General features: G+C 66.8%; 20 protein-coding genes. 8 read left to right on the top strand and 12 right to left on the bottom strand.

The window, feature by feature from the left end:
- Positions 1-129: 129 nt before the first annotated feature.
- From sseA to glnA, 3 genes are all read left to right on the top strand, one after another.
- Positions 130-996 (top strand): 3-mercaptopyruvate sulfurtransferase, encoded by an 867-nt coding sequence (gene sseA, locus AC6IY7_RS09765; protein WP_497778764.1) that lies wholly within the window; start codon positions 130-132, stop codon positions 994-996.
- 163 nt (positions 997-1,159) lie between these two features.
- Positions 1,160-1,498 (top strand): P-II family nitrogen regulator, encoded by a 339-nt coding sequence (locus AC6IY7_RS09760; RefSeq protein ID WP_196408163.1) that lies wholly within the window; start codon positions 1,160-1,162, stop codon positions 1,496-1,498.
- Positions 1,499-1,596: 98 nt separating this feature from the next.
- On the top strand, positions 1,597-3,006 hold the full coding sequence (gene glnA / locus AC6IY7_RS09755; RefSeq protein WP_497778763.1) for a type I glutamate--ammonia ligase: 1,410 nt from the start codon (positions 1,597-1,599) through the stop codon (positions 3,004-3,006).
- A 245-nt stretch (positions 3,007-3,251) separates the two neighbouring features.
- Here glnA and prfB read toward each other — a convergent pair.
- The 4 genes from prfB to AC6IY7_RS09735 form a co-directional block, all read right to left on the bottom strand.
- A protein-coding gene (gene prfB, locus AC6IY7_RS09750) for a peptide chain release factor 2 (protein ID WP_497778762.1) occupies positions 3,252-4,383 on the bottom strand; the annotation gives its coding sequence in 2 pieces (ribosomal slippage) (positions 3,252-4,313 and positions 4,315-4,383; 1,131 coding nt in all).
- Between the two features lie 137 nt (positions 4,384-4,520).
- Entirely contained in the window at positions 4,521-6,149 is a 1,629-nt protein-coding gene (locus AC6IY7_RS09745; RefSeq protein ID WP_497778761.1) for a rhomboid family intramembrane serine protease, read from the bottom strand.
- Between the two features lie 90 nt (positions 6,150-6,239).
- Positions 6,240-7,784 carry a pyridoxal phosphate-dependent decarboxylase family protein gene (locus AC6IY7_RS09740; protein WP_497778760.1) on the bottom strand — a complete coding sequence of 515 codons (1,545 nt, stop codon included), beginning with the start codon at positions 7,782-7,784 and terminating at the stop codon, positions 6,240-6,242.
- 460 nt (positions 7,785-8,244) lie between these two features.
- Positions 8,245-8,934 carry a fumarylacetoacetate hydrolase family protein gene (locus AC6IY7_RS09735; protein WP_497778759.1) on the bottom strand — a complete coding sequence of 230 codons (690 nt, stop codon included), beginning with the start codon at positions 8,932-8,934 and terminating at the stop codon, positions 8,245-8,247.
- A 122-nt stretch (positions 8,935-9,056) separates the two neighbouring features.
- Here AC6IY7_RS09735 and AC6IY7_RS09730 point away from each other — a divergent pair, with 122 nt between their 5' ends.
- Positions 9,057-10,322: a glycerophosphodiester phosphodiesterase gene (locus AC6IY7_RS09730; protein WP_497778758.1), complete on the top strand. Its 1,266-nt coding sequence runs from the start codon at positions 9,057-9,059 to the stop codon at positions 10,320-10,322.
- 42 nt (positions 10,323-10,364) lie between these two features.
- On the opposite strand, the gene AC6IY7_RS09725 is transcribed toward AC6IY7_RS09730, so the two are convergent.
- Genes AC6IY7_RS09725 through AC6IY7_RS09710 form a run of 4 tightly spaced genes read right to left on the bottom strand, consistent with a single transcriptional unit; the run spans position 10,365 to position 14,724 of the window.
- The gene (locus AC6IY7_RS09725; RefSeq protein ID WP_497778757.1) at positions 10,365-11,561 is read right to left on the bottom strand and encodes an acetyltransferase domain-containing protein; all 1,197 of its coding nucleotides are present in this window, start codon (positions 11,559-11,561) and stop codon (positions 10,365-10,367) included.
- A 51-nt stretch (positions 11,562-11,612) separates the two neighbouring features.
- The gene (locus AC6IY7_RS09720) at positions 11,613-12,593 is read right to left on the bottom strand and encodes an Hsp33 family molecular chaperone (RefSeq protein ID WP_497778756.1); all 981 of its coding nucleotides are present in this window, start codon (positions 12,591-12,593) and stop codon (positions 11,613-11,615) included.
- Complete coding sequence (gene argF, locus AC6IY7_RS09715) at positions 12,590-13,540, bottom strand: ornithine carbamoyltransferase (RefSeq protein WP_497778755.1); 951 nt, start codon at positions 13,538-13,540, stop codon at positions 12,590-12,592. The genes AC6IY7_RS09720 and argF overlap by 4 nt, the downstream gene beginning before the upstream one ends.
- Positions 13,537-14,724 carry an aspartate aminotransferase family protein gene (locus AC6IY7_RS09710; protein WP_497778754.1) on the bottom strand — a complete coding sequence of 396 codons (1,188 nt, stop codon included), beginning with the start codon at positions 14,722-14,724 and terminating at the stop codon, positions 13,537-13,539. The genes argF and AC6IY7_RS09710 overlap by 4 nt, the downstream gene beginning before the upstream one ends.
- Before the next feature lie 597 nt (positions 14,725-15,321).
- Here AC6IY7_RS09710 and AC6IY7_RS09705 point away from each other — a divergent pair.
- Positions 15,322-15,861, top strand: coding sequence for a GcrA family cell cycle regulator (locus tag AC6IY7_RS09705; protein WP_497778753.1), 540 nt, complete (start codon positions 15,322-15,324; stop codon positions 15,859-15,861).
- A gap of 66 nt (positions 15,862-15,927) precedes the next feature.
- On the opposite strand, the gene AC6IY7_RS09700 is transcribed toward AC6IY7_RS09705, so the two are convergent.
- From AC6IY7_RS09700 to pdxH, 4 genes are all read right to left on the bottom strand, one after another.
- The gene (locus AC6IY7_RS09700) at positions 15,928-16,434 is read right to left on the bottom strand and encodes a hypothetical protein (protein ID WP_497778752.1); all 507 of its coding nucleotides are present in this window, start codon (positions 16,432-16,434) and stop codon (positions 15,928-15,930) included.
- 22 nt (positions 16,435-16,456) lie between these two features.
- A complete protein-coding gene (locus tag AC6IY7_RS09695; RefSeq protein ID WP_497778751.1) occupies positions 16,457-16,714 on the bottom strand; it encodes a hypothetical protein in 258 nt (85 codons plus the stop codon).
- Between the two features lie 81 nt (positions 16,715-16,795).
- A complete protein-coding gene (locus AC6IY7_RS09690) occupies positions 16,796-17,221 on the bottom strand; it encodes a TIGR02301 family protein (RefSeq protein ID WP_497778750.1) in 426 nt (141 codons plus the stop codon).
- A gap of 223 nt (positions 17,222-17,444) precedes the next feature.
- Positions 17,445-18,095 carry a pyridoxamine 5'-phosphate oxidase gene (pdxH, locus tag AC6IY7_RS09685; RefSeq protein ID WP_497778749.1) on the bottom strand — a complete coding sequence of 217 codons (651 nt, stop codon included), beginning with the start codon at positions 18,093-18,095 and terminating at the stop codon, positions 17,445-17,447.
- Between the two features lie 17 nt (positions 18,096-18,112).
- Here pdxH and AC6IY7_RS09680 point away from each other — a divergent pair, with 17 nt between their 5' ends.
- The 3 genes from AC6IY7_RS09680 (at position 18,113) to AC6IY7_RS09670 (ending at position 21,886) form a co-directional block, all read left to right on the top strand.
- Positions 18,113-18,619, top strand: coding sequence for an RT0821/Lpp0805 family surface protein (locus AC6IY7_RS09680; RefSeq protein ID WP_497778748.1), 507 nt, complete (start codon positions 18,113-18,115; stop codon positions 18,617-18,619).
- 211 nt (positions 18,620-18,830) lie between these two features.
- Positions 18,831-19,787 (top strand): DnaJ C-terminal domain-containing protein, encoded by a 957-nt coding sequence (locus AC6IY7_RS09675; RefSeq protein ID WP_497778747.1) that lies wholly within the window; start codon positions 18,831-18,833, stop codon positions 19,785-19,787.
- A 248-nt stretch (positions 19,788-20,035) separates the two neighbouring features.
- Positions 20,036-21,886 carry a cation:proton antiporter domain-containing protein gene (locus tag AC6IY7_RS09670; RefSeq protein ID WP_497778746.1) on the top strand — a complete coding sequence of 617 codons (1,851 nt, stop codon included), beginning with the start codon at positions 20,036-20,038 and terminating at the stop codon, positions 21,884-21,886.
- Positions 21,887-21,891 lie beyond the last annotated feature (5 nt).

Here is a 21,891-nt window from a genome sequence, read left to right as displayed (position 1 = left end):
CTACAACGATCGCAACGTCGGCGCCATCGGCCCCGGAGGGGCGGCAGGATCGCCGCCGAGAGGATCGCCGTTTAGAAGATCGCAGCCGAGAAGATTGCCGCCGAGAAGATCGCGGCCTGGAGGATCGCAATGACGACCGCCGCTCCGAACAACGATCCCGAGACGCTGTTCGTCTCGACGCAATGGCTCGCCGACCATCTCCACGCCCCGGACGTCATCGTCTTCGACGCCTCCTGGCATATGCCCGCCGCCGGCCGCGACGCCCATGCCGAATATATCGACGCCCATATTCCGGGCGCGGTCTTCTTCGACCTAGACGCCGTCGCCGACCATTCGACCGACCTGCCGCATATGCTGCCGGACCCGGTCGCCTTCTCCTCGTCGGCGCGCAAGCTCGGCCTCGGGGACGGAATGCACGCCATCGTCTATGACAGCCTCGGCCTGTTCTCGGCGCCGCGCCTGTGGTGGACGCTGCGCGTCTTCGGCGTCGCCTATGTCTCAATTCTCGAAGGCGGCCTGCCTGCTTGGAAGGCGGAAGGCCGCCCGCTCGAGCAGGGCGAGGCGCGCCGGCCGCCGCGCCATTTCACCGCGCGAATGGACCATGCCCTCGTCGCCGACGCCGCCGATGTGATGCGGGCGCTCGCCGACGGCTCCGCGCAGGTCGTCGACATGCGTTCGGCCGAGCGTTTCGCGGGCAGCGTTCCCGAGCCGCGCCCCGGCCTGCGCGCCGGCCATATGCCCGGCGCGCTCAATCTGCCCTTCGGCAATCTCGTCGCCGACGGGCGCATGAAGGCGCCGGAGGCGCTGGAGCAGGTCTTCGCCGGGGCGAAGCTCGATCCCGAGCGGCCCATTATCGCGAGCTGCGGCTCCGGCCTCACCGCCTCCATCCTGAGCCTGGCGCTGGCGGCCTCGGGACGCCGGCCGGCCACGGTTTATGACGGCTCCTGGTCCGAATGGGGCGCGCGCGCCGACCTTCCCGTAACAACCGGCTCATGAGCAAATTGACCGTTTGCAGGGCGCCGACGCCTTTCTATTGGGCAGCGTCGTTGATTTTCGGCATGGCGCATTTTTGTGACAAATGCTAGAAGCGCGGCGGTTCTTCGGCGAGGCGGATGCGTTCGAGTTCGGGGAACCCGAGTCGGGATGCGGGGAAAGGTGAATGAAGAAAATCGAGGCGATCATCAAACCTTTCAAGCTCGATGAAGTAAAAGAAGCGCTTCAAGGCGCCGGCCTGCAGGGCATTACTGTCACCGAGGCGAAGGGTTTCGGTCGCCAGAAGGGGCATACCGAGCTGTATCGCGGCGCGGAATATGTGGTCGATTTTCTTCCCAAGGTGAAAATCGAGATCGTGCTCGCCGACGATGCGGTGGATCGCGCGGTCGAAGCCATCCGCAAAGCCGCGCAGACCGGACGCATCGGCGACGGAAAAATCTTCGTCTCGAACGTCGAAGGCGCAATCCGGATTCGCACGGGCGAAACCGGCGCGGACGCGATCTAGCCGGCGCCGAATTCGCTACGCCCCGCAGCCCCGCGGCTGACATTCGCGTCCCTTTAAACCGGACTCGACCGTCCACATCGAACTAAAGGCTCCACGACATGACAACGGCCAAGGACGTTCTCAAGCAGATCGCCGATAACGACGTAAAATATGTGGATTTCCGCTTCACGGATCCGCGCGGCAAGTGGCAGCACGTCACCTTCGACGTGTCGATCGTCGACGAGGACGCGCTGAACGAGGGCATCATGTTCGATGGCTCCTCCATCGCCGGCTGGAAGGCGATCAACGAGTCGGACATGACGCTGCTGCCCGATCTCTCGACGGTCACGCACGACCCCTTCTTCGCCGCCTCCACTTTGTCGATCGTCTGCGACGTCGTCGAGCCCACGACCGGCCAGCCCTATAACCGCGATCCGCGCGGCATCGCCAAAAAGGCCCAGGCCTATCTGCAATCGACCGGCGTCGGCGACACCTCCTTCTTCGGTCCGGAAGCCGAATTCTTCGTCTTCGACGACGTGCGCTTCTCGACCGACCCCTACAACACCGGCTTCACCGTCGACTCCGTCGAGCTGCCCACCAATTCCGACACCGCCTATGAGGGCGGCAATCTCGGCCATCGCGTGCGCACCAAGGGCGGCTATTTCCCGGTTCCGCCGATCGACTCCGCGCAGGACATGCGCGGCGAGATGCTGGCGGCCATGGCGTCCATGGGCGTCGCCGTCGAGAAGCACCATCACGAGGTCGCTTCCGCGCAGCATGAGCTCGGTCTGAAATTCGCGACGCTGGTTCAGGTCGCCGACCATCTCCAGATCTACAAATACGCCATCCATCAGGTCGCGCATTCCTACGGCAAGACGGCGACCTTCATGCCCAAGCCCGTCTTCGGCGACAATGGCTCCGGCATGCACGTCCACCAGTCGATCTGGAAGGAAGGCAAGCCGGTGTTCGCCGGCGACAAATACGCCGGCCTGTCCCAGGAGTGCCTGTGGTATATCGGCGGCATCATCAAGCACGCCAAGGCGCTGAACGCCTTCACCAACCCGTCGACGAACTCCTATAAGCGCCTGGTTCCGGGCTTCGAGGCTCCGGTGCTGCTCGCCTATTCGTCGCGCAACCGCTCGGCCTCCTGCCGCATCCCCTTCGCGACCAGCCCGAAGGCGAAGCGCGTCGAGGTTCGCTTCCCCGATCCGACGGCCAATCCCTATCTCGCCTTCTCGGCCATGCTGATGGCCGGCCTCGACGGCATCGCCAACAAGATCGATCCGGGCGCGCCGTCCGACAAGGACCTCTACGACCTGCCGCCGGAGGAGCTGAAGGCGATCCCGACCGTGTGCGGCTCGCTGCGCGAAGCGCTGGACAGCCTGAAGGCCGACTACGCCTTCCTGACGGCCGGCGGCGTCTTCAACGAGGACTTCATCCACGCCTACATCGACCTCAAGTATCAGGACGTCTATCGCTTCGAGATGGCGCCGCATCCGGTCGAGTATGACATGTATTATTCCTACTGATCTCCTCGCGATCTTTCGAAACGAAAGGGCGGCCGAAAGGCCGCCCTTTTTGTTTGTCGCAATCGCAATGAAAGACCAAGACCTTCGCCATCATGTCGAGGAGGTCGAGTAGCGACCATCTCGAAGCAGGCGGGCGAGCTCTCCAGAAGGCGGCGCGTGACGCTTCCCTCGTCCTTCGAGACGCGGCCTTCGGCCGCTCCTCAGGATGAGGGAAGCTTCGCCCGATCGCTCTCGCGCCCGGTGGACTACTCCACGTCCTCGACCTTCTCCGGCCCGCCGCCGAGCACGCGCTGGGCGAGCGAGGCCTGCATGAAATCGTCGAGCTCGCCGTCCAGCACCTCGCCCGGCGTGCCGGAAGTGTGGCCGGTGCGCAAATCCTTCACCAGCTGATAGGGCTGCAGCACATAGCTGCGAATCTGATGGCCCCAGCCGATGTCGGTCTTCGACGCCTCTATGGCGTTGGCCTCCGCCTCGCGCTTCTCGAGCTCTTGCTCATAGATGCGCGCGCGCAGCATGTTCCAGGCGGTCGCTCGGTTCTTGTGCTGCGAGCGCTCGGCCTGACAGGCGACGACGATGCCGGTCGGAATATGGGTGATGCGAATGGCCGAGTCGGTCGTGTTGACGTGCTGGCCGCCCGCGCCCGAGGAACGATAGGTGTCGATGCGGCAGTCGGACTCGTTGATCTGCACATCGATCTTGTCGTCGACGACCGGAAAGACCCAGACCGAAGCGAAGCTCGTGTGCCGCCGCGCATTGGAGTCGAAGGGCGAGATGCGCACCAAGCGATGCACGCCGGACTCGGTCTTGGCCCAGCCATGGGCGTTCATGCCCTTGACCAGCAGCGTGGCCGATTTGATGCCGGCCTCGTCGCCGGCGGTCTCCTCGATCACCTCGACCTTGAACTTCTTGCGCTCCGCCCAGCGGGCGTACATGCGGAACAGCATGCGCGCCCAATCGCAGCTCTCGGTGCCGCCGGCGCCCGAATGCACTTCGATGAAAGTGTCGTTGCCGTCGGCTTCGCCCGAGAACAGCGCCTCGATCTGGCGCTCGCGCGATTCCTTCAGCAGCGCCACGAGCTGCGCTATGCCTTCCTTCTCGGTGTCGGCGTCATTCTCGGCCTCGCCGAGCTCGACGAGGGTGATGGCGTCCTCGAGGTCGCGGTCGAGCCGCGCGATGGAGCCGAGCTGATCCTCGAGCTGGGTGCGCTCGCGCATGATCTTCTGCGCGGCTTCGGCGTCGTTCCAGAGATCGGGGTCCTCGACCCTGGCGTTCAGCTCGGCGAGACGTCGCGTTGAAGTCTCGACGTCAAAGATGCCTCCTCAGCAGTCCCATGGACTGCTCGATCTGTTCTTTCAGCGCAAGCGGCTCGGCGCGCATGTGTCTCTTCCCTTTGGGCTCAGGGCCGGCGGCCCGAGGCCGGAGGTATTAGAGCAAGACGCGCGAAAGATGAAGCCCCCGGCGGAAGCGCCGCGCCAGCGGGCCGCGCCGATCACATCGAACGGCGCCGTTCACGGTCAGGGACAGAGCCCGATCGATTTGCGGTAATTCGCGAGAGAATCCGGCAGCGCCGACGCACAGATCGGCGCAACGATGTTGCGCGCCTCCTGCGGCTGTCCATCGCGGAGCAGCGCAGCGAGCATCAGCCGGACACGCGCCTCCATATGGTTCAGAACAGGGGTGGTCAACGCCTGCCTGTCGGCGAGCGCTTCGCGCAATTCCTTTTCCGCCGCGGCGGCCGATCCATGATCGATCAGCCAAGCCGCGTGCGCGAGACGCGCGCGCGGGTCGCGCGGATTGCGCGCGAGCGTCGCAGCAGCGCCCGCCTTGGCCTTTTCCCAATCGGCCGGAAAGTCGGGAGCGAGAAGCTGGACTTGCGCGAGGCGCGGTGGGACGAGCGTTGCGGAGCCGAGCGCGACGGCGAAGAAAGCCGCCGCGAGCGCCGCCGGCAATTTGTCGAATGCCGGCCGCGGCCGATCGATCGGCCAGAGCGGCAAAAGCGCGAGCCCGCAGAGCAGGCCGCCGGCCGCGCCGCCGAAATGCGCGGCATAATCGATATGTGCGCCGTGACTGATCGAAACGAGCGGCAGCAAGGAGGGCAGCAGAATCTGAAACGAGCCGGTCAGGAGATTGTTGCGCCCCGGCCCCGGCGGAAAGCGATAGCTCGCGACCGCGGTCGCCGCGAACAGAGCCACGACGCCGCCGGACGCGCCGACGCCGACGATATCCGGTGGGTTGAAGAAGATGGAGGCCGTCGAGCCGGCGAGCGCGCCGACACAGAAAACGCCGGCGAACCAGGCCGCCCCGACGAGACGCTCCAATTGCGAGCCGGCGGCGATCAGCGCGACGACATTGAGCAGCAGATGAAACAACCCGCCATGCAGCAGAGGCGCGGTGAACAATCGCCACCATTCGCCGTCGCGAACAACGGCGAGCGACGAGCCGCCCATGGCGACCAGAGTTCCGACTGCCGGCGTAATGGCGTCCGTCGCCGGAAAAGGCGCGAAGGCCAGCTCGCAGGCGAAGATCGCAGCGAGAACGACCGCGAGCGCGATCGAGAAATAAGGCGCGACGCGCGCGACTTTCGGCTCGGGGGGCGCGCTCTCGCGCGCGAGCGCCGCCGCTTCCGGCGTCTGCTGCGCCTTGGCCTCCTCCACTCTGGTCGCGACGAACATCGCCAATTTGTCCGGCTCGACATCCAACGTGGAGAGCGGAAAAACGATCTCGCGGCTACGCCAACCGAAAAGTCCCCCGAGCCACGCTAAAAATCCGGCGCGCTCCAGCCGATCCGCGGCGACCGGATAGAGAGTGAGATGCAAGAGTTTCTGATTGTTGGCGACGCTCATATAGACGTTCTGAACATCGCCCCAGGAAACCGGGCCGCTCACGATCGAGGGGCTGGAGAAATCACGATCCGTGAGAATGAAGGCGGGCTTTCGCGCCTGGATCAGCTGCCAGAGCGCGGCCAGCGCGCAGAGACCGAAAAAGGCGAGAACCAGCGCGCCGGCCGCGACGCCATGACGTTCGTCCGGGTGAAGCGTCATGAAGACGCCTCCCGCAGTGAAGGCCAGACTACCGACGAAGATCAGCAAAAGCTTTTTGGTCGCACGCCGAATCTCGACGTGCGTGGAATGTTCGGCTGTCATGGAAATACACCCGCCGCTATATAGAGATGACGTCGGCGTAAGCTTAGCCGAAATATCTCGGGCTGCCTAGACGGCGGACTCGCAGTCTCGTCAATCCTGCGACAGCGGCTCGCCCTCTTCGCGCGGCGTCGGCAGCGGCTCCAGCGGCGGCTCGCCGCGGGCGCGCTGCGCGGCGCGCTCCAGCATCTGCATGAAGGCGTCTATGTCCTCTTCGCGCGTGCGGTGATTGAAGATCGCCGCGCGGATCGTCGGATGGCCGTCGAGCAGCGTCAGCGACGGCGCCGCCTCGCCGCTCTCATGCAGCTCCATCACGATCTCGCGATTGAGCCGTCCCGCCTCGTCGTCGTCCTTCACGCCGAAGCAGACGACATTGAGCGCCACCGGCGCGCGCATCTCGAAAGTGCTGGACGCTTCGATATGGCTGCGCAACCGCTGCGCCAGCGCGCAGCTCTTCTCTATGCAGGCGCCGAGTCGCTCCGCGCCGAAGACTTCTATGGTGAACCAGGTCTTCAGCGCGCGAAAGCCGCGCGAGAGATCGGCGCCGAGATCGCAAGGCCAAATCTCGCCCGCCGCCAGCCCGCGCGGCGCGCGCGTCAGATAGGCGGCGTTGGCGGCGAAGGCGCGGCGATGCGCCTCCGGATCGCGCACCAGGAAGAAGCCCGCGTCATAGGGCACATGCAGCCATTTGTGGAAATCGAAGGCGACGGAGTCGGCGCGCTCGAGGCCCTTCACCAGCGGCTTCAGCGCCGGCGACAAAACGGCCAGCGCACCGAAGGCGCCGTCTATGTGGAACCAGAGGTCTTCCGCCTTCGCAATGTCGGCGAGCGCGTCGAGATCGTCGATCGCGCCCGTGTCGACCGAGCCCGCCGTGCCGACGACGAGAAACGGATGCAGCCCCGCGGCGCGATCCTCGGCAATCGCGCGCTTCAGCGCGTCCACGCACAGCGAGTGGGCGCTGTCCGACTCGATGAGCCGCAAATGGCGCGCGCCGAGGCCGGCGAGCTCCATCGCCTGCCGCACGCAATTATGCGCCTCGCGCGAGGCATAGGCGACGAGTTGCTCCTCGAGCGCCTTCAGCCCGTTCTTGCGCACATTCTTCTCGCCGAGCGCATGTTCGCGCGCGACCAGCAGCGACAGGAAATTGGCGATCGACGTGCCGGTGACGAAGACGCCGGAAGCGTCCGCCGGAAAGCCGAAAGCCTCCGCCATCCAGGCGGCGATCTGCCGCTCGACATCGAGCGCGATGTGATTGCGGCCGCCGCAATTGGAGTTGAGCCCGGCGGCGAGCATTTCCGCCACCATGCCGACGGGCGTGCCGGCCCCCTGCGCCCAGCCCATGAACAGCGGATGGATATTGCCATTGGCGTAAGGCTGGATGAAGCGCTCGAAATCCGCGAGCGCAGCCGAAAGCCCCCGCCCTTCGGCCGGCAGCGGGCGCCGGAAGCGCTCGCGCGCCTCCGCTGAGGGCTCGCGCCAGACCGGCCGCTCGCGCAGCGTCGCGAGATGGTCGATCATCTGGTCGAGCGCGCGATGGCTCTCGGCGCGAAACGCCTCCCAATCCGTCGGATCGAGATCCGCGGGCGAGGCGTCGGCGGGCGCGCCGATCGGCTTCGGCGGCCGCTGTGAATGGTTCATTCCCGCTTCATCCCCGGGAGCTTCGTAAGTGGGACAGGACTAATCAGCTTTCGCGCTGCGAAGCAATATCGCCGCCGGGAGCGGCGGCGCCCCCCGCCCTCGCCTTCAAGGGCGAGGACCGGCCAGAGATCGCCGGAGGGATTCGACGGCGAAGACTCCGGGAGGGCGTCATCCCCTCCCGCTCGCCTCCGCTATCGAATGCGCACATTCTCCTCGCCCCGCGACGTCATGGCCGGGCTCGTCCCGGCCATCCACGCCAGCACGGCGAGGCGTCTCGAAATTTAGCGTGACGCCGAAGCTCCAGCGGCGCCCGCCATGAGATGAAATCCGTCGATCTGGAGCGCTTTCCTTTGGTTTCTCAGCAGCTTGGCGTGGATGGCCAGGACGAGCCCGGCCATGACGGCCGCAGTGTTTCGTGAAGTGTGAATCCGATCGCGCTCGCCTCCAGCGGGAGGCAGGGCTAGGCGAGCGTCAGCTCGACCGTCCCGACGCCCTCGATCTCGCCGGCCACATGGTCTCCCGAGACGATCGGCCCGACGCCGGCCGGCGTGCCGGTGAAAATGAGATCGCCCGCCTCGAGCCGCACGAAGCCGGACAGAATCGCCACGATCTCCGCGACGCTCCAGATCATCTCGGAGAGATCGGCGTCCTGCCGCACAGCGCCATTCACGGCGAGGCTGATGCGGCCCTTGCCCGGATGGCCGATGCGCTCGGCCGCGGCCAGCGCGCCCAGCGGCGCCGAATTGTCGAAGCCCTTGGAGAGGTCCCATGGGCGGCCAGCCTTGCGCGCCTCGCTCTGCAGATCGCGGCGGGTGAGGTCGATCCCCGCCCCATAGCCGAACACATGGGCGAGCGCATCCGCGCGGGCGATATCCGCCCCGCCGCGGCCGATCGCCGCGACCAGCTCGATCTCATGGTGCAGATCGGAGGTTCGCGGCGGATAGGGGATGGTCGCGCCGCTGGCGACCACCGCATCCGCCGGCTTGGAAAAGAAGCAGGGCTGCTCGCGCGAGGGGTCCTTGCCCATTTCCCGCGCATGGGCGGCATAATTCTGCCCGACGCAGAAAATGCGCCGCACCGGAAAGCGCCACGACTCTCCCGCGATCGAAAGCGCAGCCGGCGCCGGCGGCGGAAACAAAAATGCGCTCACTGCGAAACCTCTCGCTTCACTCCGCGGCGGACGCGGCGCGAGCGTCGCGGCGCCGTCATAACTGTGAGAGACTGACCATCTATCGGAGCGATGTCAAAAACACATCGTTTCGAGGATATTTCATGATTGAGCTTCTGTCCCGCGCGTCTTGCGCCGCGTCATGCGCTTTGATCTGCGCCGCTTTGCTCGCGCCTCTGCCCGCCGCCGCCTCTCCGGATGACGGCCCGCATCGTCCCATCGTCATCGGCCATCGCGGCGCCGGCGGCTATGTGCCGGAGCATACGCTCGAATCCTACGCTCTGGCGATCGAGCTCGGCGCCGATTTCATCGAGCCGGACCTCGTCTCGACCAAGGACGGCGTGCTGATCGCCCGCCACGAGCCGAACATCATCGCCACCACCAATGTCGCGAGCCTGCCGCAATTTTCCGGCCGCAAGCGCAAGGCGGTAATCGACGGCGCCGAGCAGGAAGGCTATTTCGTCAGCGACTTCACCTGGGAAGAGATCAAGCAGATCGGCGCCGTCCAGGCCTTCGCCGAACGCGACCCGGACTTCAACGGGCGCTTCCGCATTCCGAGCTTCGACGAGATCATCGAGCTCGCCAAGCGCAAGAGCCGCGATGAAGGCCGCGTCATCGGCGTCTATCCCGAGACCAAGCATCCGACCTATCATCAGTGGCTGGGCCTGCCGCTCGAGGATCGCCTGCTCGCCGTGCTGACGCGCCACGGCTGGAACCACCACAGCGCTCCGGTCTTCATCCAGAGTTTCGAGCAGGCCAATCTGAAATATTTGCGCAAGAAGACGACGGTGCGGCTGATCCAGCTCGTCGACGCCAATGACGTCAATCCGGACGGCTCGCTCGATTTCACGCCGCCCTATGATCGGCCCTTCGATTGGACCGTCGCCGGACGCCAGGGCAAATTCGCCGATCTGCTGAAGCCCGCTGGCCTCGCCGAGGTCCGCACCTATGCCGATGGCGTCGGACCGTGGAAGACCTATCTCATCAGCTCCGCCTGCATAAAGATCGTCGCCAACGCCTGCGCCGACGCCAATGGCGACGGGCTCGTCGACGAGGCGGATCGCAAGCTGCTGGCGCCGACCTCGGTCGTCGCCGACGCGCATGCGGCCGGCCTGCTCGTGCATCCCTACACATTCCGCAATGAGCAGCGCCGCCTCGCCAGCGATTACAAAGGCGTTCCGGTCAATGAATATCTGACCTTCTATAAGCTCGGCGTCGACGGCCTGTTCAGCGATTTCGCCGATACGGCGGTGACGGCGCGCTCGCTGTGGGCGCTGAAGACCGACCCCGATGCGGCCAAATGTCTGGTCAAAGGCCTCTATGGCCATGACGCCGCCTGCCGCGGCCTGCGCTGGCTCAACGCCAATTGAGATCGATGCGGACGGCGGTTCGGCGCTGTCGTCCGCACATTCTCACAAATAGCTCAGCCACCAATCGCGGCGACGCCGCTTGACGCCCGCGAACCAGACGCAGGCGGGATAGATCGCCGCCATGATCAGCATCCACATGACATAGGCGCCGGCGAGGCCGAGGCCGTAATTCTCGGGCGGCGGGCCGCCGCTCTCGAGGCCCTTCAGATCGACGCCCTTGGCGAGGGCGACGACGAGAGCGGCGACGAGAATGACATAGAGATGCAGCACATAGGCGAAGAGCGGAACGCGGCCGAATGTGGCCAGCACGCGCCCCACGGCGCCGTCCGCCCGCTCCAACGCCGGCAGCAGCAGAAGCCCGCCGCCGAGCGTCACCAGCGTGTAGTGTAGCGAGGGCGGATATTTGCTGACATTGAGGAAGGAGAGCGCCGTTCTGACGCCGTCCGGATAGGTCAGCCAGAGCCGCATGTCGCCATAGACGCCGGCGAAGCGCAACACGACGAAGCCCGCGAGAAAGGCGAGGCCGAGCGCGACGAGCCCCCGCATCCGACGCTCATGCGGCCATAGGAAGATCGGCGCGAGCCCATAGCCGAGCGCTATGACGCCGATCCAGGGCAGCACGGGATAATAGACCTGGCCGCTGAGGCCGAAAGGCAGCGGCCCTTTCTCATGCAGCACATTCCAGAAGGGCGCGAAACCGCCCAATTGCGCCGCGTGAACGCCATCGAAGAGATTATGCAGAACGAGGATTGCCGCGCCGATCGCCAGCACGCCGCGCGTCGGCAGGAAGATGAGCGCCGAAAGCGCGATCATGCCGCAGCCGATCGCCCATAGGGTTCCGAGCTCTATCGCGCCCGAGCCGACCGTCCACACCGGGCTGATGACGAAAATATCGAGCAGGATCAGCCACAGGCCGCGCGTCCACAGAAAGCGCGCGCGGGCGCCGCGATCCTCGAGCGAGAGCCCGTGCAGATAGGCGGAGACGCCGGCGAGAAAGGTGAAGGTCGGCGCGCAAAAATGCGTGACGAAGCGCGTGAGAAACAGCGCCGGATAGCTGTGATCGAGATTGGTGGGATCGAAGCGCAGCGCGTCGGCGTCGAAGAAATCGCGCACATGATCGAGCGCCATGACGATGATGACGAGCCCACGCAGGCGATCGATGGAGAGGAGACGCGTTCCCGCGGGAAGCGTGACGGCTTCGCGCTCGGCGGTTGCGACAAACTCCATCGTATCGGTCATGACGTTTTTCTCCGATCGCCGACGGGGAAAAGGGAGAGCGCGTCCGCCGCGCTAATCGAAATCGGCCGGGTCGAGCTCCCGCAGCGTGCGGCAGAATTCGCAGGTCACGCCGATGCGGCCATTGTCGCCGATCATGTCACGGCGGTCCTGCGCCGTGAAGCTGCGCAGGAGATTGACGATGCGCTCCGTCGAGCAGCGACAGGCCTCCACGACGGGCCGCGTCGGATAGACCGTCACGCCGCGCTCATGGAACAGCGAATAGAGCAGGCGCTCGCCCGAAAAGCCGGGATCGACCAGCTCGTGATCCTGCGTCGTCGCCGCCAGCGACAGACCCTCGACCCAAGCGTCGTCTTCGTCTTTGTCGTCTTCGTCGTCTTCCCGCAGGCCCGCGCCCCCGGGCGCGTCGCCGGGGTCGAGATCGCGCAGGCGCAGCGGCGTCTCCGGCAAATATTGCAGCAGCAATCCGCCGGCGCGCCAGCTGCGCCCGGCGGGCGTCACGCTCTCGGCGACGGCGAGCCGCACATAGCTCGGAATCTGCTCGGACTGGCGGAAATAGCGATGCGCCGCCTCGGCGAAGCCGTCGCCCTCCAGCGGCACCACGCCCTGATAGCGCGCGGCGTCGCGGTCGCGCTCCATGGTCAGCGCAAGATGGCCCTGGCCGAGCAGCGCGCCCGGGCTCATGCCCGCGATCATGCGGCTCTCGTCATAGCGCGCGAAGCCGCGCAGCTTTCCCGGCGCGTCGAAATCGACGACGATCATATCGACCGGCCCGTCGCTGCGCGTCTGCAATTGAAAGCGCCCATGCGACTCGATGAGCGAGCCGAGCAGCGCCGTCAGCGCCGCCGCCTCGCCGAGCAGGCGCGCGACGGACGGCGGATAATCATAATGGGTGAGGATGGAATTGACCGCCGGCCCGAGCCGCACCAGCCGCCCGCGCAGATCGAGCGGCTCGACGGCGAAGGGGAGCAGGCTGTCGTCCTCGGCGAGGGGCGACGCCGGCCGGGCGTTGGCCTCGTCCGCCCGCCTGATCATGGCGAGCCCACTCCGAACACCCAGGCCAGCACGCCCTTTTGCGCATGAAGGCGGTTCTCGGCCTCGTCGAAGACGACCGATTGCGGGCCGTCGATGACATCGTCGGTCACTTCCTCGCCGCGATGCGCCGGCAGGCAGTGCATGAAGATCGCGTCCTTATCGGCCGCCGCCATCAGCTTCGCATTCACCTGGAAAGGCGAGAGCAGCGCATGGCGGCGCGCCTCCTCCTCCTCGTCGCCCATCGACACCCAGCAGTCGGAGATGACCGCGTCGGCGCCGGCGACGGCCTCGAAAGGATCGGCGGTCAGATTCATCCGTACGCCATTGGCGCGCGTCCAGGCGACGAGCTCGTCGCCGGGCGAGAATTCCTTCGGCGTCGCGACATTGATGGTGAAGTCGAAGGGCTTGGCCGCATGGACCCAGCTCGCCAGCACATTATTGGCGTCGCCGGTCCAGGCCACCGTGCGCCCCTTTATGGGGCCGCGATGCTCCTCGAAGGTCAGCACATCGGCCATCACCTGGCAGGGATGCGAGAGCTTGGTGAGCCCATTGACCACCGGCACGCTGGAAAAGCGGGCGAGCTCGGTGAGATCGTCATGCGAGAGAATGCGGATGACGATGGCGTCGACGAAGCGCGACAGCACGCGGGCGGTGTCCGCTATGGTCTCGCCGCGGCCGAGCTGCATCTCCTGTCCCGTCAGCATGATCGTCTCGCCGCCGAGCTCGCGCATGGCGAGATCGAAGGAGACGCGCGTGCGGGTCGACGGCTTGTCGAAGATCATCGCCAGCGTCTTGCCGGCCAGCGGCTGGAAGCTCGAGCGCGCGCCGCGCACACGCTTGGCCTTGATGGCGGCGGCGGTGTCGAGAATGCGTCGCAGCTCGGTCGGCGCGATCTCGGAAATATCGAGAAAATGACGGACGCCCGTCAGCGGCGCATGGGCGGTCATCGCGCCGCTCCCGCGCTCGCGAGCTTCACGCAGGCGGCGTCGAGCCGGCGCGCCGCCTCGGCCAGCTCGCTCTCGCCCACGATGAGCGGCGGCAGCAGGCGCACGACATTGTCGCTCGCGGGAATGGTCAAGAGCTTGGCCTCGCGCGCCGCGGCGGCGAATTCGGCGTTGGAAACGCGCGTCTTCAAGCCGAACATCAGCCCCTCGCCGCGCACGCTCTCGATGATCGCGGAATGGCGATCCTCGAGCTCGGCGAGCTTCTGGCGGAACAGCACGCCGAGACCGGCGACGCGCTCGATGAAGCCCGGCTCCAGCACCACATCGAGCACGGCGTTGCCGATCGCTGTCGCGAGCGGATTGCCGCCATAGGTGGAGCCATGCGCGCCGACCGTCATGCCCTTGCCCGCCTCCGCCGTGGCGAGGCAGGCGCCGAGCGGAAAGCCCCCGCCTATGCCCTTGGCGAGCGCGGCTATGTCCGGCCTGACGCCCGAATGCTCGACGGCGAGGAAACGGCCGGTGCGGCCGATCCCCGTCTGCACCTCGTCGACGATCAGCAGCAGGCCATGCTCGTCGCAGAGCGCGCGCAGGCCGGCCAGGAACCGCGGCGGGGCCGTGCGCACGCCGCCCTCGCCTTGAATGGGCTCCAGCAGCACGCCGGCCGTCTGCGGGCCGATGAGCGCGCGGACGGCGTCGAGATCGCCGAAGGGCGCCTGATCGAAACCGTCGGTCGCCGGGCCGAAGCCGTCGAGATATTTGGGATTGCCGCCGGCGGCGATCGTCGCCAGCGTGCGGCCGTGGAAGGCGCCCTCGAATGTGATGAGCCGATAGCGCTCCGGCCGCCCTTCCACCGCATGGAATTTGCGCGCCGTCTTGATCGCGCATTCGACCGCCTCGGCGCCCGAATTGGTGAAGAAGACCAAATCCGCGAATGTCGCCTGGACGAGGCGGCGGGCGAGGCGCTCGGCCTCCGGAATCTGGAAGAGATTGGAGACATGCCAGGGCTTCGCCGCAGCGGCGGCCAGCGTTCCGACGAGATGCGGATGGCCATGGCCGAGCGAATTGACGGCGACGCCGGCGCCGAAGTCGAGATAGCGCTCGCCGTCGCTGGCTGTGAGCCAGGCGCCCTCGCCCCGCTCGAAAGCCAGATCGGCCCGCGCATAAGTCGGAAACAGCGCCGAAACCACTTGGCGTCCCCCTCGGAGAGACCCCGCTCGCAGGCGCCGCAGACAGCGCCGGACCGCACAGCGAGGGTCTGAAAATCAAAGTGCCGCCCTTACTGGGGGCGGCATCTCTCTTACGGAAACATTCTAGGTCCTCCCCTTGCGCCGGTCAAATCCGTTTCCCGCGGCCGAAGGCGCCGAGACTGCGGCGAAACGGCGGCGCCGGCAGGGCCGCGATCGGCCCCCGTCGAAACGCGCGCGCGCCATGCGATGTCTATAGAGACGTCTATGAAGGCCTCGGCGCGGACCATCTGAAGACGTTCATGCGCGGCCGAATGCGGCGCCATGCGCAAAAACCCATGCGCAGAAACGCCCATAGTGAGTCTTTCGCGCAACACCCGCGGAGAATGAAACAGCATTACCTTGTGGGGAACGCCGTTTCGCTTGCCAGGGACTCTTGCGCGTGATTCAACTGGTAGGGTAGCGTTCGCGTCATCGCCCACGACATCTCGTGTGGCGCCTTCAATCGAGTGTGTGCGTCTTGTCGACTCCGGCATCGCCGGTTGCGCGAGCGTGCGCCGATTCCCTCGGATGAAGCCGGCTTAATCGAGGAGGACCTTAATGTCCTGGACCGACGAGCGCGTCGAGATGCTGCGCAAGCTCTGGAACGACGGCCTCAGCGCCAGTCAGGTGGCCGCCGAGATCGGCGCCGGCATCACGCGCAACGCCGTCATAGGTAAAATTCATCGTCTCGGCCTCGCCCAACGCGCCAAGACGCCCATGGCGGCGCGTCCACGCGTCGCCAAGCCGCAACGTCCGCAAGCGCCGCCGCCGCGCGCGCATCACGGACATGCGCCGAGCGTCGTCGGCAATGTGGCGCTGGCCCTCGCGCCGCGCGCGTTGGTCATGCCCGACGCGCGGCCACAAGAAGAGGTCGTCATTCCAATGTCTGAACGAGTCACGCTGATGGAGCTCAGAGAGGCGATGTGCCGCTGGCCGATCGGCGATCCGACGACAGCGGAATTCCGCTTCTGCGGCGCGCGCTCGCCCGGCGGCGGCGGCAGCCCCTATTGCAACTATCATTCGCAGATCGCCTATCAGCCCGTGCAGGATCGTCGCCGCGCGCGCGATCAGCTGCGCTCCGCCGCGCGTCTCGCCTGAGACGCGCGGCGAGACCGGCGCACTGAGACCGGCTCGCCGAGATCGATCGACGCACGCGCCGAAAGATCAATCCGCGTTCCAGAAATAGTGCCAGACGCCGTCCGCGCCGACGCCGATCCGCATGACCTTCGGACGGCCCTGCGCATTGGACGGCGCGAGATCGACAAAGCGCACGCAGGCCCAGAGCGCGCGCGCCTCCTCCTCATTCGTCGGCGGCGTCGGACGACGCGCATAGGCCGGCCATTCATAGCTCTCGAACGGCCCGCGCGTGATGCGCAGGAAAGGCTGCGTCAAAACAGCGCGCGCGATCGAGAGGATCTCGCGTCCCGCGCGGTCGGAGGAGAGCGACTTCAACGTCTCGATCGGATCGGCGCCCGCGGGCCGCCGCGCGCCGCGCTCGAACAGCGGACGCACTTCGTTCCAATCGATCGGAATGCGTAGCGCCTCTATGTCGCCGGTCGCGCAGGCGGCGAGGATTTTATCGCGCAACGCGCGCACCGGCGCGGGCAGCGTCGCGAGATCGCGCATCGGCTCGGAGAGCGTCTCGACTGCGGGCTTGGTCGGCTGTTTCACGCGCGCATCATGCGGAGCGCGCTCAATGGCGCAGGCCGCTCGAGAATTCGCCGTCGCGCAGACGGCGCGGCAGACGCTCCACGAAAGCCGCGACCTCTTCCTCGCCATAAGTGGCGACGAGCTCGTGCAGCGCCGCCGAGAGCGCCACATGGGCGAAGGAATCGCCTTCTATCCCAGCCAGCGCGGCTTCCGCGAAAGCCTCGGCGAGATAAGCGAGCGCGACCCGCCGCTGCTCGGAGCCGGCCGCGTCGTCCAATGTGTGAGGAGGAAAACCCGTCATGTGACGCACTCTAATCAAACGCGGCCAAACGCGCGAGACGGGTCCTTGCCGGAGGGTTAACGCCCGTCCGCGCTTCCGTCGTCAGGAGTTCCCGTAGCGATACGCGATGTCATGCGCGATGCGGCCGCCCTCTTCGAGATAGCGCGAGATCGCCGAGCGCGCATTGGCGGTGCAGGAGCGATAGGTGGTCTCATAGCCGCGAAAGCCGCGATTGAACGCGCCCGTCAGCTTGAGCCGCCGCTGTCCGCTCTTGGCCTCCGCCTCGAGCAGCGCGGTCATTTTGGCGCGCCAATCCTCGCCATCCTCCGAGCCGCAGAGATCACGCAGATAGGAGAGCGCGCCGAGGATTTCCGACAGGCGCAGCAATTGCGGCTCATAGGGCGGCGGCGGCCCTTCGGCGGCGGACGGCGGCGTCGCGGGCTGCGCCGGCTGCTGCTTGCCCGCCGGCGGAGTCTTCGCGGCGTTCTTCTTTTTGGGCTTCGCCTGCGACGGCGTCCGCTCGATCACATGCGGCGCCGAATGCTGCTGGCCCCAGCCGAACAGATTCTGAAAGAAATCCTGGGCGCGCGCCGGCGCCGCGCAAAAAATCGCGCATGAGAGGGCGAGACGAAATGCGAGCCTGACGGCTCGCGGTCCAGGACGCGCTTTGGACCGCGAGCCTTCGGGCTCACTCGCATAGGCACATCCACCATCCGACAAACGTCTCATCGCTTCGCCGCTTTCTCTGACGTCAAGGATAGAGCCGCGCCTTCGCCCAGCCAGCGCCTTCACGCGAAAATTGCACGCGATCATGCAGGCGGAACGGGCGATCCGCCCAGAACTCGATAGCGACCGGAACGATCCGATAGCCGCGCCAATGCGGCGGCCGCGGCACTTCGCCGAGCCCGAAGCGCGCGGCCTGGACGGCGACCGCCTTCTCGAGCGCGAAACGGCTCTCCAGCGGCTGCGACTGCCGGCTCGCCCAGGCGCCGATGCGGCTGTCGCGCGGCCGGCTGGCGAAATAGGCGTCCGCCTCGGCGTCGGACACGAGCTCGACGGGACCGCGCAACCGCACCTGACGGCGCAGAGATTTCCAGTGGAAAAGCGCCGCCGCCTTCATCATGGCCGCGAGCTCGCGGCCCTTGGCGCTCTCGGCGTTGGTATAGAAGGTGAAGCCGGATTCGTCCCAATCCTTCATCAGCACCATGCGGGAGTCCGGCAGGCCGGATGCGTCCACCGTGGAGAGCGCCATCGCTTCGGGAACGTCGGACTCGTGGGACTTCGCCTCGTCGAACCATTCGCCGAATAATGCGTAGGGCTCGCCGGCCTCGCAGAAGTCACTCTGTTTTAACCCCTTCACGAGAAAATCCTCAGCTGCCGCCGAAACGAGGGCGGTGGTCATGGTGGTAAGGCAGCGCTTTGCACGACCCGCGAGACACACATAACGCCGCCGCAGCCGCTTCTCAAATCGGTCTCGCCGCCGCGCGTCTTCGCATCGCCGCGCTGATGGCCACGCTGACGGCGGCCACGCTCGGCGGCTGCTCCTTCGCCATTCCCGGCGGCGAGCCGGCACCCGCCTGGAAAAATGTCAGCGACGATGTGACCGGCTCCATTCCGCACAGATCGACGCCGACGCTCTCGAATGCGCTGGACCAGGAGGATTGGCGGCGCGCCAGCGCGGCGCTCGGCGTCGCGCTCGATCCTCAAGGCGCCGGCGCGACCGTCAATTGGGACAATCCCGAAAGCCATGCGCGCGGCTCCTTCACGCCGGTCGGCCAGCCCTATCCGTCCGAGGGCAAGGTGTGCCGCGCCTTTCTGGCGGAAGTCGGGACGAAAGAGAGCCACGAGCAGCTGCAGGGCACGGCCTGCCGCGACAAATCCGCCGATTGGGCGCTGATCGACGTCCGCCCCTGGCGCAAGGCTTAAGAGCGCTTTCCGATCGACCGGGATCGATCGATCAGAATTCACACCCAAGAAAGAAAGCGAGAGCGCCATCCGATCCTACTGGATCGGATGGCGCTAGAAATCCAAACTCGGACGCATCCTTGCGCCTTGGCGCCTCTTCTCCCAAATAGACAGGTCAGACATGAGCGTCCGCGCCACACGAGGCGGACGCGCCGATGGGCTTTTGAGAAAAATGCGCGATCCATATGACGTCCTGGGCGTCGCCAAGACGGCGAGCCCCGCCGAGATCAAGAAGGCGTTCCGCCATCTCGCGAAAAAATATCACCCGGACCAGAACAAGAACGATCCCAAGGGCCAGGAGAAATTCTCCGAGGCCAATTCCGCCTATGAGATTCTCGGCGACGAGAAGAAGAAGGCGCAATTCGACCGCGGCGAGATCGACGCCGAGGGCAAGCCGCGCGCGTCCGGCTTCGAGGGGTTCGGCGCGGGACCCGGCGGCTTCTCGCGCGGGCAGCGCGGGCCGGGCGGGGCCGAGCATTTCGAGTTTCATTTCGGCGGCGAGCCGGGTGGCGGCCGCGCCGCCGGCTTCGACCCCTCGGACCTGTTCAGCGATCTCTTCGGCGCCGGCGCGGGCGCACGCCGCGGCCGCGCGCCGCGCCGCGGCGAGGACGTCGCCCTTCAGGTGACGATCTCGCTCGCCGAGGCGGTGAAGGGCGGCAACACGCGCGTCTTCCTGCCGACGGGCCGCACGCTCGAGGTGAATATTCCGGTCGGCATAGAGGACGGCAAGCAGATCCGCCTGCGCGGCCAGGGCCACGCCGCCCCGCCCGGCGGCGAGCCGGGCGACGCCATCGTCACGATCAAGATCGCGCCGGACCCGCTGTTCTCCGTCTCCGGCCGCGATCTGAAGCTCGACCTGCCGATCGCCTTCTACGAGGCGGTTCTGGGCGCCAAAGTCGCGGCGCCGACGCTCAGCGGCCAGGTGGAGCTCTCCATTCCGGCGGGGTCCAATGGCGGCCGCGTGCTGCGGCTGCGCGGCAAGGGCCTGCCCGCCGTCGACGGCAAGCCGGCCGGCGACCTCTATGTGACGCTGCGGGTTCTGCTGCCGGAGGGCGCGGATTCCGAGCTCGAGGCCTTCGCGCAGAAATGGGGCACGGCGAAGCCCTACGATCCGCGCAAAGGAATGTGATCGCGCGCGTCTCCTTCTCCCACTTGTGGGAGAAGGCAGCCCTCGCGTCAGCGAGGGTCGGATGAGGGGGCGCCGCCGCGCCGACGACAAAGATTTCCTGCGGCCCCGACAGCCCTCATCCGACCTGGCTTCGCCGGGCCACCTTCTCCCAGAACGGGAGAAGGGAGAACCGATAGAAACGGGCTTCGTAACCGGCCGCCCGCTCCCTTATGCTGAAACCCGAATCGGCTCAGCAAGAAAGGATGGCGATGTCGGGGACTGCTGCGTTCCAGTGGGGCGAGTATCGCGAGGCGCTGCTTTTCCTCGGCACGGCGGGCGTCGTCGCGCCTTTGTTCCATCGGCTGCGGGTCAGCCCCATTCTCGGCTTCCTGCTCGCCGGCGCGGCGCTCGGCCCCTTCGGCCTCGGCAAGCTCGCGGAGCGCCATGAGTTTCTCTCGGCGATCGCGCTGAGCGATCTCGAGGGCGTCGCCAAAATCGCCGAATTCGGCCTCGTCTTCCTGCTGTTCATGATCGGCCTCGAGCTGTCCTGGGAGCGCCTCGCCCGCATGCGGCTGCTCGTCTTCGGGCTCGGCCTGTCGCAGGTGCTTCTCTGCGGCGGGGCGCTGGCGGCGGCCGGCGTGTTCTGGGCCGGCCTCGGCCCGGCCCCGGCGGCGCTGCTCGGCGCGGCGCTGGCAATGTCCTCCACCGCGATCGTCATTCCTTTACTCGCCGAGCGCCGGCGTCTCACCCGCGCCGCCGGCCGCGCCGCCTTCTCGGTGCTGCTGCTGCAGGATCTGATGGTCGCGCCGCTGTTGTTCCTCATCTCCTTCCTCTCCGATCCGCAGGCGCAGAGCGAGGGGCTGAAGGCGCTGCTGGCCTTTCTGCCGGCGCTGGCCGCCATGGCCGCGCTCATCGTCGGCGGCCGGCTGCTGCTGCGGCCGCTGTTCCATCTGGTCGCCGCGGCGCAGTCGATCGAGCTGTTCACGGCGGCGAGCCTGCTCGTCATCATCGGCGCCGGCGTCGCCAGCGCGGCGGCGGGCTTCTCGATGGGCATGGGCGCCTTCATCGCCGGCCTGCTGCTCGCCGAAACCGAGTTCCGCCGCGAGATCGAGGTGACGATCGAGCCCTTCAAGGGCCTGCTGCTCGGCCTGTTCTTCGTCTCGGTCGGCGCCGGGCTCGATTTCGACCGCGTGATCGAGGATCTGCCCCAGGTGCTGGTCATCGCCATAGGCGTCATCGCGACCAAGACGCTCATCGTCTTCCTGCTCGGCCGCGCCTTCCGGCTGCGCGGCCGCATCGCGGCGGAAGTGGCGCTGCTGCTCGCGCCCGGCGGCGAATTCGCCTTTATTCTCGTCGGCGCGGCCGTCGCCTCCGGCGTGCTGCCGAGGAATCTCGGCGCCGACGCAATGCTGGCGGTGACGCTCGGCCTGTTCGTGCTGCCGGCGCTGGCGCGGCTCGGCGAATGGGTCAATCCGGGCCGCCGCCTGCAGGACGACGAGGCCGAATTCGCCCATCTCGCGCCGGAAGGCGAGGTCGCCGCCGGCAAAGTGGTCATCGTCGGCTATGGGCGCGTCGGCGCGCTCATCGGCGATATGCTGAGCCGCCACGACATTCCCTTCGTCGCCGTGGACAATGACGTGAAGCTCGTCGCCGCGACGCGCGACACGGGCGTCGATATTTGCTGGGGCAATTGCATGAGGCGGGAATTCCTCATGCGGCTCGGCGTGGCGCAGGCGCGCGCGCTGGTGGTGACGGTGGAAAATCCGCAGGCGGCGCAGGAGGTCGTGCGGCTCGCGCATCAGGAGCGCGCCGATCTGACCATTGTGGCGCGCGCCCGCGACTCCTGGCATGCGACGCATCTCTACGAGCTCGGCGCCAGCGACGCGATCCCGGAGACGATCGAGGCGAGCCTGCAGCTGGCCGAGACCGTGCTCGTCGATGTCGGCGTGCCCATGGGCTATGTGATCGCCTCGATCCACGAGAAGCGCGACGAATATCGCAAGCTGCTGCAGCCGACGGGCGAGGAGGCGCGCCGCAGAGCGGACCGCGCCTCGACCCGGCTGCTCGAGCTGAAGAAGCGCCGCGCCCGGCCGGCGCAGGAGGCGGAGGGCGAGGGGTAGCCGCG

The organism is Methylosinus sp. is20ea (genome assembly GCF_059718135.1).
Note: the sequence above shows the minus strand (reverse complement) of the source record. Positions and strands in the feature narration are given on the sequence as shown.